Source organism: Microbacterium sp. MF43, assembly GCF_012847295.1.
GTDB lineage: Bacteria > Actinomycetota > Actinomycetes > Actinomycetales > Microbacteriaceae > Microbacterium.
Genome location: NZ_JABBDY010000005.1, coordinates 159,927 through 174,856, shown reverse-complemented (window position 1 = coordinate 174,856; position 14,930 = coordinate 159,927). Strand labels below are relative to the sequence as shown.

Genomic DNA, 14,930 nt, shown 5'->3' with positions numbered 1-14,930 from the left:
GATCACTCGTACGTGTCGGTCCACGAGGCGATGTCGACGCCGTGGTTGTCGGGGGACGCGAGCGACCACCACGCGGGGGCGTGAGAGTCGTCGGCGAGCCGCCCACCGGCGGCCACGGCGGCATCCACTCGCGCCTGCGCCTGGTCGGCCGGAACGAAGACATCGAAGTGGGTGCGCCCTCGCGCCGGTGAGTCTCCCGCGATCGGGTTGAAGGCGAGCTGCGGTCCGCAGCGCAGCGGGTCGACGGCATCCGTGTCGCCGAAAGCCTCGTATCCCAGGGCGGCGAGGAAGAACGGGCGCGCGTCGACCTGGGAGTGCTGCGCCACATAGATGCCGATCGACTGCGCGAGCGAGGGGTCGGCCGGGAGCGACCGTTCGGCTGCCGCCCGTGATACGGCCGCAGCGAACTCGCCGGCTGCCGCAGGAATGCCTTCGGGGTTTCGATAGGGGATGCGTACGACGATGACCTCGGGGCGCAGATCGATGTCAGGCAGGACGCCGGTCCGCTCGGCCGCGGCGACGATCGGCTCGACGAGTGCCGCGGCCTGCCCCAGCGACGCCGCGGTGAAGACGGCCTGCGGGCCCGACCCCGTCACCCGCCAGTCCGAGACGCCGGCGGCTCGATGGAACTCGGCCGCCGAGAGGAGCCGTGCCTCGTCGCTGGTCGCCTCGCCGTTCGTGGACTCGCCCATGGAAGACCCCTTCGCCGGTTGCCTGGATCCGGCATCGGCGCCGGGCCCGGGGCCACGGTACTCCGGTGCAGACGGGTCTGTCAGAAGACGATCGTGTGGTTGCCGTGGCGGATGACCCGGTCTTGGGCGTGCCAGAGCACGGCGCGTGAGAGCACCTGGCGCTCGACATCCGATCCGCGGCGCACGAGCTCCTCGACGCTGTCGCCGTGGGTCACGCGGACGGTGTCCTGCTCGATGATCGGGCCTTCGTCGAGGTCGTCGGTCACGTAGTGCGAGGTGGCGCCGATCAGCTTGACCCCGCGCTCCTTCGCCTTCTTGTACGGCTCGGCTCCGATGAAGGCGGGAAGGAAGGAGTGGTGGATGTTGATCACGGGAACGGCGAGCTTCTCGAGGAAGTCGGCTGAGAGGATCTGCATGTAGCGCGCGAGCACGACGAAGTCGACGTTCCCGGTCAGGAGCTTCAGGATCTCGGCCTCGGAGGCGGACTTGTCGGGGCCGGGCGTCGAGGGCACGTGGAAGAACGGCACGCCGAACGAGCGGACATCCTCTGCCGACGTGGTGTGGTTCGAGATCACCATCGGGATCGTCACGGGGAGGTCCCCGCGGCGGTGGCGCCACAGCAGATCGAGCAGGCAGTGGTCCTGCTTCGACGCGAGGATCGCCATGCGCTTGGGCACCGACTGGTCGGTGATCGACCACTGCAGATCGAACCCGTCCCCGAGCGTGCGAGCGAGATCCTCCTCGATCGCGGGGAGCCCGGCCGTCAGATCGGGCCGGTGGAAGACGACCCGCTGGAAGTACGCGCCGCCCGTGGGGTCGTCGGAGTACTGATCGAACGCGACGATGTTGCCGTGGTTTCGCGTGATGAGGGCCGAGACGGCCGCCACGATCCCCGGCTGGTCGCTGCCGTGGACGATCAGGCAGGCGTGGTCGGGAAGCAGGTGCGGAGTGGCGGCCATGCCTCGATTCTGCCCTGTCGATCACGCCGTGCCGTCAGGCGAGCGGGCGAACCCCTCGCGGGCGGGGACGTCATCACTCCCGGAGGGACGGATGCCTCTCCTCAGGCGCATGGTGCCGAGGGATGAACAGCGCCACGAGAAGGGCCATCACGGCGGCCGCCCCGCCCAGCACGAACGACAGCTGGAACGCCGTCGGCGAGGGGACTGCGGTTCCTTCGTGCGCCACGGTGTAGGTCGCGAGCACGGCGCCGACGACCGCTGCTGCGGTGCTCGTGCCCAGCGAGCGGAACAGCGCGTTGAGCCCGTTCGAGGCGCCCGTCTCGGACTGCGGCACCGAGCGCATGATGAGCATCGGCATCGCCGCGTAGCCGAAGCCGATCCCGGCGCCGATGAGGATGTTCGCCACGACCAGCTGCCACACCTCGCTCGAGAAGAGAAGGGTGAACCCGTAGGCGACGATCAGCGAGATCGCGCCGAGCACGAGCAGCAGCTTCGGCCCGACGGTCCGGGCGAGCCGTCCCGAGAAGGGCGAGAGCACCATCATCACGATGCCCGCGGGCATCACCACGAAGCTCGCGGCCAGGAGCGACAGGCCGAAGCCGCCGGTGGCGACCGGCAGCTCGAGCATCTGCGGGTAGACGACGTTCGAGGCGAACAGCGAGAAGCCCATCGCGACCGACGCGATGTTCGTCAGCAGCACCGGGCGTCGCGCGGCGACGCGAAGGTCGAGGAGCGGCTCGTCGATCCGCAGCTCGTACCAGCCCCACGCCAGCAGCATGACGAGGCCGCCGACGCCGAGGGCGAGCACGGCCGGTGAGGTCCAGCCCCACTCATTCCCCCGGGAGATCGCCAGCAGGATCCCGAGCAGCCCCAGGCTGAGCCCCGCCGCGCCGACGAAGTCGAACCTTCCGGCGGTGCGCAGGACGCTGACCGGGACGATCCACAGCACGAGCGCGAAGACCACCGCGCCGAGGCCGGCGGCCAGCCAGAACAGCATGTGCCAGTCGCTGCGCTCGGTGATGAACGCGCTGATCGGCAGACCCAGGGCGCCGCCGACTCCGAGCGTCGCGCTGATGAGCGCGATCGCGGTGTCGACGCGGTTCTCGTGCAGCACGTCGCGCAGGATCGAGATCCCCAGCGGAACGACGCCGACGACCGCGCCCTGCAGCGTTCGGCCGACGATGATGCCGACGATGCCGGGGGAGAGCGCGGCGATGACCGAGCCGACGACGAGCAGCGCGAGCAGCACGAGCACGATCCGTCGCTTGCCGTACATGTCGCCGAGCCGGCCCGAGATCGGCGTGATGATCGCGGCGGCGAGCAGGGTCGAGGTCACGACCCATGCGGTGTCCTCGCGGCTGGCGTCGAGCAGTTCGGGCAGCTTCGACTGGATCGGCACGACGAGCGTGAACATGAACGACGACGCCAAGCCTGCGATCGCGAGCACGGCGACGATCGCGCCCTGGCGGGGCATCCGGGTGAGTCGTCTTCTCGCGTCCTCATCCGTGCCCATCCGTCCAGGCTATCCGCGCCCCGGACGCCGGGCTCCGGCGTGCACACCTCCTCCTGCCTGGCCCCAGAGCGGGGCGGATGACGAGGCCTGGCCGCCCCCGGAGGAGTTGTGCGCGCCGGCGAGTGCCACACTGGATCCATGGCCGACACGTCACCCCCGCCGGGCTTCGCGATCCGCCCGCTCGACACCGTCGCCGACGTGCACGCCGCGTCGCAGGTGCTCGCCGACGTGTGGGGCGGTGACCGCGGCGGCATGCCGCCGAACCTGCTGCGCGCCCTCGCCCACGCGGGCAACTATGCGGTCGGGCTCTATGACGGAGAGCGGATGGTCGGAGCATCCGTCGCCTTCTTCGCCGCCCCCGCGGCGCGCTCGATGCACAGCCACATCACGGGAGTGCTCCCGGACCACCAGAGCAAGGGCCTCGGGCGCGTGCTCAAGCAGCACCAGCGGGAGTGGGCGCTCGCGCGCGACGTGGGCCACATCACGTGGACCTTCGATCCGCTCGTCGCACGCAACGCGCACTTCAACCTGCGTGTGCTCGGGACCCGCGTGACCGAGTACCTCGTCGACCATTACGGACCGATGGACGACGGCGTCAACCGCGGCGACGAGACCGACCGGCTCATGGTGTCGTGGGCGCTCGCCGCTCCGCCCGTGCCCACGCCCGAGGCAGGGCGCGTGGTCGCGTCGGTCGCTGTGCCGCACGACATCGAGACCATGCGGCGCGAAGCGCCGACGGATGCCGCGGCCTGGCGCACCCGGTTGCGCGAGGGCGTTCTCACCCAGCTCGCCGAGGGCCTGGTGATCGGGGGCTTCGACGACGAGCGCGGCTACCTGTTCGTGCGTCCGGCCTGAACCTGCCGGGGCGTTTCGTCTCGCCTGCGGCTCGCTCGACGACCGGGGGTTCAACGACCGTAATCCGACGGTCAGCGGCAGTTCTGCGGCGGCCCGCCCGCCTAGGCTCGCGTCATGCCCGAGTACCGCGCCCACTTCGACTTCGACATCCGGTTCGCCAACGGCGGTGGGCTCGCCGGCACCGGCTTCCGCCTCGACCTGCCCTCGGCCGATGCGACCGAGGACGCGATCGGCCGCCTCCTGGTGCGGCACCTGGGGCTGGCCCTGGTCGACGAGGTCGAGCTGCGCGGACTGCGCATCGTCGAAGAACCCCACCGTGGCAGCCGCGGGGTGGTTCCGGATGCCTCCGCCGCGGCGCCGTCGACGAAGCCGCGGGTCGTCGACCTCAGTCACCCCATCCGCGCCGGCCTCGTCACGTATCCCGGTCTGCCCGCGCCGACGATCACGCCGCACCTGACGCGCGAGGACTCGCGTGCGAGGTACGCGCCCGGCACCGAGTTCGCGATGGACATCCTGACGATGGTCGGCAATACCGGCACCTACCTCGACAGCCCGTTCCACCGCTACGCCGAGGGCCCCGATCTCGCCGGGCTCGAGCTGGCGTCGCTCGTCGGCCTGCGTGCCGAGGTCTTCCATCTCGAAGACGCCTGGACGCCCGAGCGCCGCGGCATCCGCCCCGAGACTCTCGCCGATCGCGACGTGCGCGGAGCGGCCGTGCTGCTGCACACCGGCTGGGACCGCTGGTTCGGTCGGCCCGAGTACGGCTCCCGTGCGCCCTACCTCACCGGCGAAGGGGCGCAGTGGCTGATCGACGCCGGCGCCGCGCTCGTCGGCATCGACTCCCTCAACATCGACGACACCGAGGCGGGAGGGGAGCGCCCCGCGCACACCCTGCTGCTCGGCGCGGGCGTGCACGTCGTCGAGCACCTCACCAACCTCGGCGGTCTGCCGGCGCGCGGAGCCCGGTTCACCGCGGCGCCCCCGGCGGTCGAGGGCTTCGGAACGTTCCCGGTGCGCGCGTTCGCCGAGGTTCCCGCCTAGCCGACGTATCTGTGCCGCGCGCAGCGGCTCCTCCCTTGCAGACACGCACGCGAGGAGAAGATCATGCGCGAACACATCGAGATCCTGGTGACCGGGCTCGCGACGGTACTGCGGGGCGACGCTCGCAAGGCACGCCGTCGCGCACCGCGCCGGGCTCGGGGAACCTTCGTTCCGGTGGCGCCCGACATGCGGCCCACGCGGTTCGCGCACTGACGCGCGCGGACGGCGGGCGGACTACCCTGAGCCCATGCCCATCGCGTCTGCCGCGGCATCCGTCGCCCTCGAAGGGTTCGAACTGCGGGTGCTGCACCTGCCGCTCGTTACCCCGTTCACGACGTCGTTCGGCACCGAGACGGTGCGCGAGGCGATCGTCGTGCGAGCGCTGACGTCCGGCGGCGACGGCTGGGGCGAGATCGTCACGAGCGCCGCCCCGCTGTACTCCAGCGAGTACACCCAGAGCGCGTGGGATGTCGCGCTCCGGTGGCTCGCGCCGGCGCTGCTCGACCGCGGCACGCTCGCACCCGAAGAGGTCGCCGGGGTCCTGCGGCCCTTCGTCGGCCACCGCATGGTGAAGGCGGGTTTGGAGCTCGCGGTCCTCGACGCGGCGCTGCGCAGTGAGGGCCGCGCGCTCGGCGAGTACTTCGGTGTCGCGCGCGACCGCGTGCCCAGCGGCGTCTCGGTCGGCATCCAGCGCGATCCGGCGGCCCTCGTCGACGTCGTGCGGGGCTACCTCGACGAGGGCTACGCGCGCATCAAGATCAAGATCAAGCCCGGCCGCGACGTGGGTGACACCGCCGCCGTCCGCGACGCGTTCGGGGGGATCATGCTGCAGGTCGACGCGAACTCGGCGTACACGCTCGCCGACGCCGACACGCTCGCCGAGCTCGATCGCTTCGACCTGCTGCTGATCGAGCAGCCGCTTCAGGAGGACGACCTCGTCGACCACGCTGCTCTCGCGCGGCGGCTCACGACGCCGGTGTGCCTCGACGAGTCGATCGTGTCGGCGAAGGCGGCCGCCGACGCGCTCGCGCTGGGTGCGGCATCCGTCATCAACATCAAGGCCGGGCGCGTGGGCGGCTATCTCGAGGCGGTCGCGATCCACGACCTGTGCCGGGATGCCTCGATCCCGGTGTGGTGCGGCGGCATGCTGGAGACCGGCATCGGCCGGGCGGCGAACGCCGCGCTCGCCGCGCTGCCGGGGTTCACACTCCCCGGCGACGTGTCGGCGTCGAGCCGGTTCTACGCGCGCGACATCGTGACCGAGCCCGCCGTGCTCGAGGACGGGCACGTGCGGGTACCCACGGGGCACGGCCTCGGGGTCGAGATCGATCCGGTGGCGCTCGAGGACTTCACCGTCGCGCGGGAGACGCTCACGCGATGAGGTGGGGCGGTGGGTGGCGCAGGGCCGTGGCGGCGGCCGCGGTGGTGCTCGCCGCGTGCGCGACCTCTGCGTGTGCGGCGGACGAGCCGTCCGGGCCGAGCGAGCTCGACGGCCTGCCTGCCGGCGTGACGGTCGAGCTGCAGCAGCTGCGGTCCGACGTCGCTGCGCGCCAAGCGCAGGTGGTCGTCACCAACGGCACCGATGAGACGCTCGTCGTCGGCGAGCTCCTGGTCGACGATCCGCGCTTCGACGGCTCGATCGGCCGGGTGAACGCGCGCGACAGCACCGTCGGGCCGGGTCGCTCGGTGGGCGTTCGCGTGCAGCTTCCGCCGGTCGCGTGCGACGAGGAGGTGGATCCGGATGCCGCGACCGCGACGCTCGTCGTCGACTACACGCTCGGCGACGCACGGGGCCACGCCACCGAGCCGCTCGAGGATCCGCTCGGCTTCGTGCCGCCGCTCCACGAGCGGGAGTGCCGTGTCGTCCTGCTCTCGCAGGCGGCCGACCTCGCGTTCACGGGCTTCTCCCCCTCACCGGCGGGTCAGCCGGCCGCTCTGGAGCTGACGGTGACGCCGACGGGAGCCGGGGGTGGAGGCATCCGCTCGATCCAGACGACCAACCTGCTGACGTTCGACGCCGGCGCGGGAGCCACTGCCGACGACTATCCCGTCGGGCTGGAGCTCGCCGAGGGTGACACGGAGTCCGTCGTCCTCTCGCTGCCGCTCGTTCCGCTGCGGTGCGACCCGCACGCGGTGCAGGAGGACAAGCGGGGGACGAGCTTCGACCTGGACGTCACGATCGACGGCGAGGAGGGCGAGATCGAGCTCGCCGCCTCGGAAGAGATGCGCGGGCAGATCCTGACGTGGGTGGCAGAGTGGTGCGGGTTCGGCTCGGAGTGACGCCGATCGGCTGACCCGCGGCACCGCGGGTTGTCAAGCCCTTCTTCCGCGTCGTTCACCCGCGGCAAGGTAGGGGACATGACCGGACTAGCTGTGATCCTCCTCATCGTCGGCATCGTGCTGCTGCTTCTCGGCGTGTTCATCGAAGCGGCGAAGTTCCTGCTGTGGATCGGCCTCGTGATCATCGTCATCGCCGTGATCGCCTGGCTCATGCGCTTCATCCGACGCCAGACCTGACCTCCGCGCGGCACGCGCGTCGCGGCGCGCGACGGACGACCTGCGGGGCGACGCCACGACGGCGCCGCCCCGCAGTCGCGTTCACACCCGGCGTCGGCGGGCGATGAGCAGGCCGGTCCCCAGTGCCATGAGCAGCGCGCTCAGCGCGAGGATCGACCGTGCTGACGTTGCCTGCGGAATCCGTCGCCCGCCGCGAACCCCGTCGCTGGAGGCTCCGCGAGAGGGCGGGTCCTAGGCTGACGGCATGCCAACCAGCGGGATTTCGCGCCGCACGCAATCCGAGATCTACCGCGCGGGGATCAGCGGCGGCAGGCCTCGTGTTCCCGTCGACGACGTTGCTCTCGAGGAGCGCGCCCGTCGTTCGCTCTCGGCCGAGGCGTTCGCCTATATCGCCGGCGGCGCCGGCGCGGAGCGCACCATGGAGGCGAACGCGGCGGCGTTCCGGCGGTGGCAGATATGGCCCCGGCCGCTGCGCGATGTCGCCGAGAGGGATCTGTCCGTCGAGTTCCTCGGTCGGCGGCGCGCGACGCCGCTGCTGCTCGCACCGCTCGGCGTCATGGAGCTGGCTCATGCCGACGCCGATCTCGCGGTCGCGCGCGCCGCGTCCGACCTCGGCGTTCCGTACGCGCTGTCGAATCAGGCGTCGTACCCGATGGAGGCGGTGGCCGATGCCGCCCCCGACGGCTCCCGGCTGTTCCAGCTCTACTGGTCGGCCGATGACGACCTCAACGCCTCACTGCTGCGGCGTGCCGAGGCATCCGGGTGCGAGGCGATCGTCGTGACGCTCGACACCCATCTGCTCGGGTGGCGCACACGCGACCTCGACCTCGCCTACCTGCCGTTCACGCGGGGCCTGGGCATCGCGCAGTACACCAGCGACCCCGTCTTCCAGCAGCTCGTTCGCGAGCGCGTGAGGAGGGGGACGGATGCCTCGGCACCGCCCGCACCGGCCGTCAAGCTGACCGCCAAGACGGTGGCCGCGGGCGTGCAGATCGCCCGCAAGGGGGCGGCGCTGACCGGCGCCGGCCTGCGCGAGAACCTGCGGTCTCCGCTGCCGCGCACGGCGGTCGAGACGTTCCTCGAGGTGTTCTCGACGCCCGCGCTCACCTGGGACGACGTGGCGAAGGCGCGCGAGTGGACTTCGCTGCCGATCATCCTGAAGGGGATCGTCCACCCCGACGACGCGGCGCGTGCCCTCGATGCAGGTATGGACGGCGTCTGGGTCTCGAACCACGGCGGCCGTCAGATCGACCAGTCCGTACCCACCCTGGACGCGCTGCCGGGTGTCGCGGAGCGGGTCGGCGGACGGGTGCCCGTGGTCTTCGACTCCGGGGTGCGACAGGGATCGGATGCCTTCATCGCCCTCGCCCTCGGAGCCACCGTCGTGGCGCTCGGCCGCCCGTACGCGTACGGACTCGGCATCGCCGGCGAGGACGGCGTCCGCGAGGTGGTGCGCAACGTGCTCGCAGAGCTCGACATCACCCTGGGCCTGTCAGGGCACACCGCCATCGCCGAGGTCGGGCAGGACGCGCTGCGGCACGTCTGAGACGACTCGGGGGATTTCCCCCGTGCGTCGCGGCGGGCGGCTTCGTAGAGTGGCCGGGTGAGCTACCCTCCCCCGTCACAGGCGCCCTACGCCTATGCGCAGCCGCCGCAGCCGATGAGTCCGTCCGACGAGAAGACGTGGGCGACCCTCGTGCACGTCGGCTCGCTCTTCTTCAACTTCCTGGTGCCGCTCATCGGCTTCCTCATCCTCAAGGACCGCGGGCCATTCGTGCGCGCCCATACCGCCGCGGCGCTCAACTTCCAGGTGAGCCTGCTGATCTACGCCCTCGTCGGTGGCGTGCTTACGATCGTCCTCGTCGGATTCGTGATCCTGCTCGCGATCGCGGTGCTCAACCTGGTGTGCTCGATCATCGCCGCCGTGAAGGCGAGTCGCGGCGAGTGGTACCAGTACCCCCTCGCGATCCGCTTCGTCCGCTGAGCGGGCGGGCGAGCCGCTCAGCCGGGGCCCGGCGGGAGGTCGGCGCCGTCGGCCGGCATGCGGCGGCCGACTAGAATCGACGGATGCCGCGGCGATCGCCGCATTACGGCAGATCCCCCATCCCGACCATTGGAGCCACCGTGGCCGAGCAGTCCCGCCTCGACAAAGTCATCGCCCTCGCCCGTCATCGCGGGTTCGTGTTCCAGGCCGGTGAGATCTACGGCGGATCCCGTTCGGCATGGGACTACGGCCCCCTCGGCACGGAGCTGAAGGAGAACATCCGCCGCCAGTGGTGGCAGACCTTCGTGCGCGGCCGCGGCGACATGGTCGGTCTCGACTCGTCGATCATCCTGCCCAAGCGCGTGTGGGAGGCATCCGGTCACGTCGCCACCTTCACCGACCCGCTCGTCGAGTGCCTGCAGTGCCACAAGCGGTTCCGTGCCGACAATCTGCTCGAGGACTTCGAGGCGCGCAAGGGCCGCCCTGCCGAGAACGGCCTCGCCGACGTGCCGTGCCCCAACTGCGGCACGAAGGGCCAGTACACCGAGCCCAAGGCGTTCTCGGGCCTCGTGAAGACCTACCTCGGCGTCGTCGACGACGAGTCCGGCCTCCACTACCTCCGCCCCGAGACGGCGCAGGGCATCTTCGTGAACTTCTCGAACGTTCTCACCGCCTCGCGCAAGAAGCCCCCGTTCGGCATCGGCCAGGTCGGCAAGGCGTTCCGCAACGAGATCACGCCCGGCAACTTCATCTTCCGCACCCGCGAGTTCGAGCAGATGGAGATCGAGTACTTCACCCCGCCGGCCGAGGCCGACACCTGGTTCAAGGCGTGGGTCGAGGACTGCTGGAACTGGTTCGTCGAGCTCGGCATCGACCCCGGCAACATGCGCCGGTTCGACGTCCCCGAAGACGAGCGCGCGCACTACTCGGCCGGCACCGTCGACGTCGAGTACCGTTTCGGCTTCCCCGGCAAGGAGTGGGGCGAGCTCATGGGCATCGCCAACCGCACCGACTACGACCTCGGCAGCCACACCGAGGCGTCCGGCCACAAGCTGCACTACTTCGACCAGGCGTCGGGCTCGACCTACGTCCCCTACGTGATCGAGCCGTCGTTCGGCCTCACCCGCGCGATGATGGCGTTCCTCGTCGACGCCTACCACGAGGAGGAGGCACCCAACGCGAAGGGCGGCACCGACACCCGCACGGTGCTGAAGCTCGACCCGCGCCTCGCGCCGGTCAAAGCGGCGATCCTGCCGCTGTCGCGCAACGAGCAGCTCTCGCCGATCGCGCGGGAAGTCGCCGAGACCCTGCGCGGCGAGTGGAACATCGACTTCGACGACGCCGGCGCCATCGGACGCCGGTACCGCCGCCAGGACGAGATCGGCACGCCCTTCTGCGTCACGGTCGACTTCGACTCGCTCGACGATCGTGCCGTGACCGTGCGCGACCGCGACACCATGGCGCAGGAGCGCGTGCCGCTCGAGGGACTGCGCGACTACCTCGCGGAGCGTCTGCGCGGAGCCTGACCGGCGGTCAGCCGGTGACCGTGATCTCGGCGGCGCCGGTCTCACCGGCGAGCACCCGGCGGTAGTCCTCCGCCACGATGTCGCGCAGCACGTCGCCGTCGACGGCCTCGAGGTCCTTGATGTAGAGACACGACACCCCGGTCGTGTGCGGACCGAGCTGGGCGAGCCGCGCGCCGTGCTCGTCGGCGCGCAGCAGGTAGATCGTCGTGGATGTCTTGCGGGGCGCGAACGCCGCGATCGGCATGTCGCCCTCGGTGCCGGTGGGGTAGCGATAGTGGCACGAGCCGAATCCGATCATCGTGCCCCACAGCTCGGGATCGCGCCCCGTGACCTCGCTCATCAGGGCGACGAGGGTCTCGGCATCCCGTCTCCGCTTCTCGGGGGTGACCCCGGCGATGAACGCGGCGACGCTGCCGCCTGTCTTCTGCATCAGACTCCTCCTCCACCGCTCTTGGCGGCAGCCTTCATCGCCCGCTTGTGATCGCGCACCTTCGCGAGCGAGTCGGGCGAGACGATGTCGGCGACGCTGCGGAAGCTCCCGTCCTCTCCGTACGGGGCGGATGCCTCGCGCCATCCCGCGCCGTCGTAGCCGTACTGCTTGCCCAGGAGCGCCAGGAAGATCTTCGCCTTCTGCTCTCCGAATCCGGGGAGCTTCTTCAGACGCGCGAGCACCGTCGCGCCGTCGGGGTCGCCGTCCTTCCAGATGGCCGACGCGTCGCCCGCCCAGTCCTGTTCGACGGCCGCGCACAGCGCCTGGACGCGGCCGGCCATCGAACCGGGGAAGCGGTGGACGGCGGGCGTCGCCTTGAAGAGGTCGATGAAGGCGTCGGGGTCGAAGCTCGCGATCGCGGCGGCGTCGAGCGTGCCCGCCCGCTCGGAGATCTTGAGGGGGCCGGCGAACGCCGTCTCCATCGCGACCTGCTGGTCGAGCAGCATCCCGATGAGCAGTGCGAGCGGGTCGTCCGTCAGCAGGCGGTCGGCGGTGTCGTCCCCGGTGATGTGGAGCGTCATGAGGTCAGTCTCGCACTCGCGGTCTGCCGGTGGCGAGCCATCGGGCGCTGGTACTCCCCGCACCGGCACGCGGGTGGCCGGACCGGGGCGGGCTCGGGCCGCGATGGGAGGATGGATCGCATGGCCGACACCCCGGAACCCTTCGACGAGCTCGTCACTCACGCCCGCGACACACGAGTGCTCGTGGTGGGCGGCGGGATCGCCGGTCTGGTGGCGGCGTGGGAATGCGCGAAGGTCGGAATGCCCGTCACGGTGGTCGAGGCATCCGGAGCCTTCGGGGGCACGATCTCGGGCGCGGAGGTGGACGGGCTGAACCTCGACACCGGCGTCACGTGCTGGTCGGCCGGCGGCGCGGTGCGCGAACTGGTCGAGGAGCTGGGCCTCGGCGATCGCGTGGTGACCCCGCGCACCGACCGCACGTGGATCTCCGGGCTCGGACGCGGCGGCGCGGCGGCTCCCGTGCCGGAGCAGGCCGTGCTCGGGATCCCGGCCAACCCCTGGGACGAGAGCGCCCGTGCCTTCATCGGCTGGGGCGGCGCGTGGCGGGCCTACCTCGACCGGCTGCGGCCGCCGCTCACGATCGGCAAGGAGCACAACCTGGCGCGGCTCGTCGGCACGCGCATGGGAGACGCCGTGCTGGCACGCATGGTGGCGCCGCTGAGCGTCGGGCGCTACGGTCTAGCCCCCGAGCAGGTCGACGTGGCCGCCGCCGCACCGGGGCTGAGCTCCGCCCTCACCCGCACCGGGTCGCTCGGCGGCGCCGTCGCGGACCTCCTCGTGGACCGGGGCCGGGGTGCGGCCGTCGAGAGCCTGGATGGCGGAATGGGCCAGCTGGTCGCCGCGCTCGTCGAGCGGCTCACCGATCTGGGCGCCGAGCTGAAGGTCGACACGCGCGTGTCGCAGCTCGAGCGCGCCGGTGATCGCTGGATCGCGAGCATCGACGCGGCAGAACCCGTGGCCGCCGACGTCATGATCGTCGCCGTCGGTCCGGCGGCGGCCTCGTCACTTCTCTCGCCGTTCGTCGGCGACGCGGTGACCCAGATGACCGCTGCCGCGGGCACCCGCGAGATCGTGACGCTGGTGGTCGACGCACCGCCGCTCGACCCTGCACCGCGCGGCGCGCAGATCTACCCCGTCCCGGGGACCAGCCGCGCCTCGGGCGTGGTGCACGAGACGGCCCGCTGGGAGTGGCTCGCGCGCGTCGCCGGCGCGGGGCGTCACGTGCTGCACGTCGCGTTCGACGGGCCGGAGGCGTCGGGACGGGGAGACGCGGATGCCGCGACCGTCGCTCGGGAGGAGGCATCCGCCCTGCTCGGCGTCGACCTCGACGCGGGCGCCGTGCGCGGCTCGCATCGCGCGGTGTTCCCCCTCCCCCTGCCGCGGTCGGCGCTCGGGCACGACGCCCGCGCGGCCGCCGTCCGCCAGGCGGTGGCCGGACACTCGGGGCTCGCGGCGGTCGGTGCCTGGCTGGCGGGGAGCAGCCTCGCGAATGTCGTCTCAGCCACGCGAGAGGAAGCAGAGCGCGTGCGGCGCGCGGCTCTCTGGGGCGGGCCAACGCGAGGCGAGTGAGCGTGGCGGCCGAAGAGATCCTGCCCGCGGGGGCGCCCCTCGAGGGCAGGCCGATCGCGAGCCAAGGGTGGCGCGATGCGGCGTTCCTGCATTGGCGGGTCTCGCCGCGTCAGGTCGAGCATCTCTATCCCACGGGAGTCGTCCCCGATCTCCTCGACGGCGAGACCTGGATCGGGCTGATCGCCTTCCGGCTCGAGGACGCGCGCGTCGGGCGTTCCCCGTCGCTGCGGCGGTGGGGAACCTTCACCGAGGTCAATGTGCGCCTCTACGGCGTCGACGCGCGGGGCCGGAGAGGTGTCGTGTTCCGCTCTCTGGAAGCGGCGAGCCTGCCCGCGGTCATCGGCGCCCGTGCCCTGTTCTCCCTGCCCTACTACTGGGCCGACATGACCGAGAGTCACCGCGTCGGTGCGCGGCACAGCACCCACGAGTACACCTCTCGCCGGCGCTTCGGTGACGCGCGACTCGACCTTCGCGTGACGGTCGATCGCCTCCGGCCCGTCGACACGCCGACGAGCAGGTTCCTCACGGCGCGGTGGGCGCTCTTCCAGGAACGCGGACGGCGCGTGATGCGCCTGCCCAACACGCACGAGGCGTGGACGCTCTTCCCGGCCGAGGTGACGCACTTCGAGAGCAACCTCCTCGAGCGCGCGGGGGTTTCCGGGCTTTCCGCGGTGCCGGACTCGGTCCTGTACAGCCCCGGGGTGCGGGCGTGGTTCGGGAGCGGAGAGCGTCTCCCCCTGCCGTGAGCCGGGCGACGAGTGCACGGTGACGTCGCTTGTCAAGGGCGGATGCCGGAATCGGAATACAGGGCTACCCTGGGGATGGTCATCAGCGCACCACCGAACGTGAGGAGACCCCATGAAGGGGAAAGCAGGACTCGTCGTCGGAATCGCCGTCGGCTACGTGCTCGGCGCGCGAGCGGGCAGAGAGCGCTACGAGCAGATCAAGACCCAGTGGCTCAAGGTCTGGAACCTCGACCCCGTGCAGGAACAGGTCGGCAAGGTGAAGGACTTCGCCAAGTCCAGCGCCATGGCGCTCCCCAGCACGCTGTGGGACTCCGCCGTCAAGGTCGCGAAGTCCGCGTCGTCCAAGGGCACGCCGGGGCAGCGCCTCGACGCCGCGATCACCGTGACGAAGGACCAGGCCGATGACGTGCAGCGCGCGGCCAAGACCTCGGCCAAGGCCGCGAAGGACGCCGTCGAGGACCTGGTGGACGACGTGACCGACGACACCACGCCCGGCGCGGGACGCGGCGGAGCGTGA

General features: G+C 71.3%; 17 protein-coding genes. 12 read left to right on the top strand and 5 right to left on the bottom strand.

Annotated elements, in window-relative coordinates; translation table 11 throughout:
- Positions 1–2: 2 nt before the first annotated feature.
- From HF323_RS14615 to HF323_RS14605, 3 genes are all read right to left on the bottom strand, one after another.
- Positions 3–692, bottom strand: coding sequence for a VOC family protein (locus HF323_RS14615; protein ID WP_169583607.1), 690 nt, complete (start codon positions 690–692; stop codon positions 3–5).
- Positions 693–772: 80 nt separating this feature from the next.
- The gene (gene purU / locus HF323_RS14610; protein ID WP_169583605.1) at positions 773–1,651 is read right to left on the bottom strand and encodes a formyltetrahydrofolate deformylase; all 879 of its coding nucleotides are present in this window, start codon (positions 1,649–1,651) and stop codon (positions 773–775) included.
- Between the two features lie 73 nt (positions 1,652–1,724).
- Complete coding sequence (locus tag HF323_RS14605) at positions 1,725–3,125, bottom strand: MFS transporter (protein ID WP_169583774.1); 1,401 nt, start codon at positions 3,123–3,125, stop codon at positions 1,725–1,727.
- A 177-nt stretch (positions 3,126–3,302) separates the two neighbouring features.
- Here HF323_RS14605 and HF323_RS14600 point away from each other — a divergent pair, with 177 nt between their 5' ends.
- From HF323_RS14600 to HF323_RS14560, 9 genes are all read left to right on the top strand, one after another.
- On the top strand, positions 3,303–4,019 hold the full coding sequence (locus tag HF323_RS14600) for a GNAT family N-acetyltransferase (RefSeq protein WP_169583603.1): 717 nt from the start codon (positions 3,303–3,305) through the stop codon (positions 4,017–4,019).
- Positions 4,020–4,133: 114 nt separating this feature from the next.
- Positions 4,134–5,060, top strand: a complete 927-nt coding sequence (locus HF323_RS14595) for a cyclase family protein (RefSeq protein ID WP_169583601.1) — start codon at positions 4,134–4,136, stop codon at positions 5,058–5,060.
- Positions 5,061–5,123: 63 nt separating this feature from the next.
- Entirely contained in the window at positions 5,124–5,273 is a 150-nt protein-coding gene (locus HF323_RS14590) for a hypothetical protein (RefSeq protein WP_169583599.1), read from the top strand.
- Positions 5,274–5,307: 34 nt separating this feature from the next.
- Positions 5,308–6,441 carry an o-succinylbenzoate synthase gene (gene menC / locus HF323_RS14585; protein WP_169583597.1) on the top strand — a complete coding sequence of 378 codons (1,134 nt, stop codon included), beginning with the start codon at positions 5,308–5,310 and terminating at the stop codon, positions 6,439–6,441.
- Positions 6,438–7,340 (top strand): hypothetical protein, encoded by a 903-nt coding sequence (locus tag HF323_RS14580; RefSeq protein ID WP_169583595.1) that lies wholly within the window; start codon positions 6,438–6,440, stop codon positions 7,338–7,340. Before menC ends, HF323_RS14580 begins: the two co-directional genes overlap by 4 nt.
- A 78-nt stretch (positions 7,341–7,418) precedes the next feature.
- On the top strand, positions 7,419–7,577 hold the full coding sequence (locus HF323_RS14575) for a hypothetical protein (protein ID WP_169583593.1): 159 nt from the start codon (positions 7,419–7,421) through the stop codon (positions 7,575–7,577).
- Between the two features lie 244 nt (positions 7,578–7,821).
- A complete protein-coding gene (locus HF323_RS14570; protein WP_169583591.1) occupies positions 7,822–9,123 on the top strand; it encodes an alpha-hydroxy-acid oxidizing protein in 1,302 nt (433 codons plus the stop codon).
- A gap of 57 nt (positions 9,124–9,180) precedes the next feature.
- Entirely contained in the window at positions 9,181–9,561 is a 381-nt protein-coding gene (locus tag HF323_RS14565; protein ID WP_317451096.1) for a DUF4870 domain-containing protein, read from the top strand.
- 140 nt (positions 9,562–9,701) lie between these two features.
- Positions 9,702–11,087: a glycine--tRNA ligase gene (locus HF323_RS14560; protein ID WP_169583772.1), complete on the top strand. Its 1,386-nt coding sequence runs from the start codon at positions 9,702–9,704 to the stop codon at positions 11,085–11,087.
- Between the two features lie 7 nt (positions 11,088–11,094).
- On the opposite strand, the gene HF323_RS14555 is transcribed toward HF323_RS14560, so the two are convergent.
- Together HF323_RS14555 and HF323_RS14550 are read right to left on the bottom strand one after the other, a co-directional pair.
- A complete protein-coding gene (locus HF323_RS14555) occupies positions 11,095–11,517 on the bottom strand; it encodes a DUF1801 domain-containing protein (RefSeq protein ID WP_169583590.1) in 423 nt (140 codons plus the stop codon).
- Positions 11,517–12,098, bottom strand: a complete 582-nt coding sequence (locus HF323_RS14550) for an HhH-GPD-type base excision DNA repair protein (protein ID WP_169583588.1) — start codon at positions 12,096–12,098, stop codon at positions 11,517–11,519. Before HF323_RS14550 ends, HF323_RS14555 begins: the two co-directional genes overlap by 1 nt.
- 120 nt (positions 12,099–12,218) lie before the next feature.
- Here HF323_RS14550 and HF323_RS14545 point away from each other — a divergent pair, with 120 nt between their 5' ends.
- The 3 genes from HF323_RS14545 to HF323_RS14535 all read left to right on the top strand — a co-directional run bounded on the left by HF323_RS14545 (position 12,219) and on the right by HF323_RS14535 (position 14,930).
- A complete protein-coding gene (locus tag HF323_RS14545) occupies positions 12,219–13,667 on the top strand; it encodes an FAD-dependent oxidoreductase (RefSeq protein ID WP_169583586.1) in 1,449 nt (482 codons plus the stop codon).
- 2 nt (positions 13,668–13,669) lie between these two features.
- The gene (locus HF323_RS14540; RefSeq protein WP_317451095.1) at positions 13,670–14,413 is read left to right on the top strand and encodes a DUF2071 domain-containing protein; all 744 of its coding nucleotides are present in this window, start codon (positions 13,670–13,672) and stop codon (positions 14,411–14,413) included.
- Positions 14,414–14,525: 112 nt separating this feature from the next.
- Positions 14,526–14,930, top strand: coding sequence for a hypothetical protein (locus tag HF323_RS14535; RefSeq protein WP_169583582.1), 405 nt, complete (start codon positions 14,526–14,528; stop codon positions 14,928–14,930).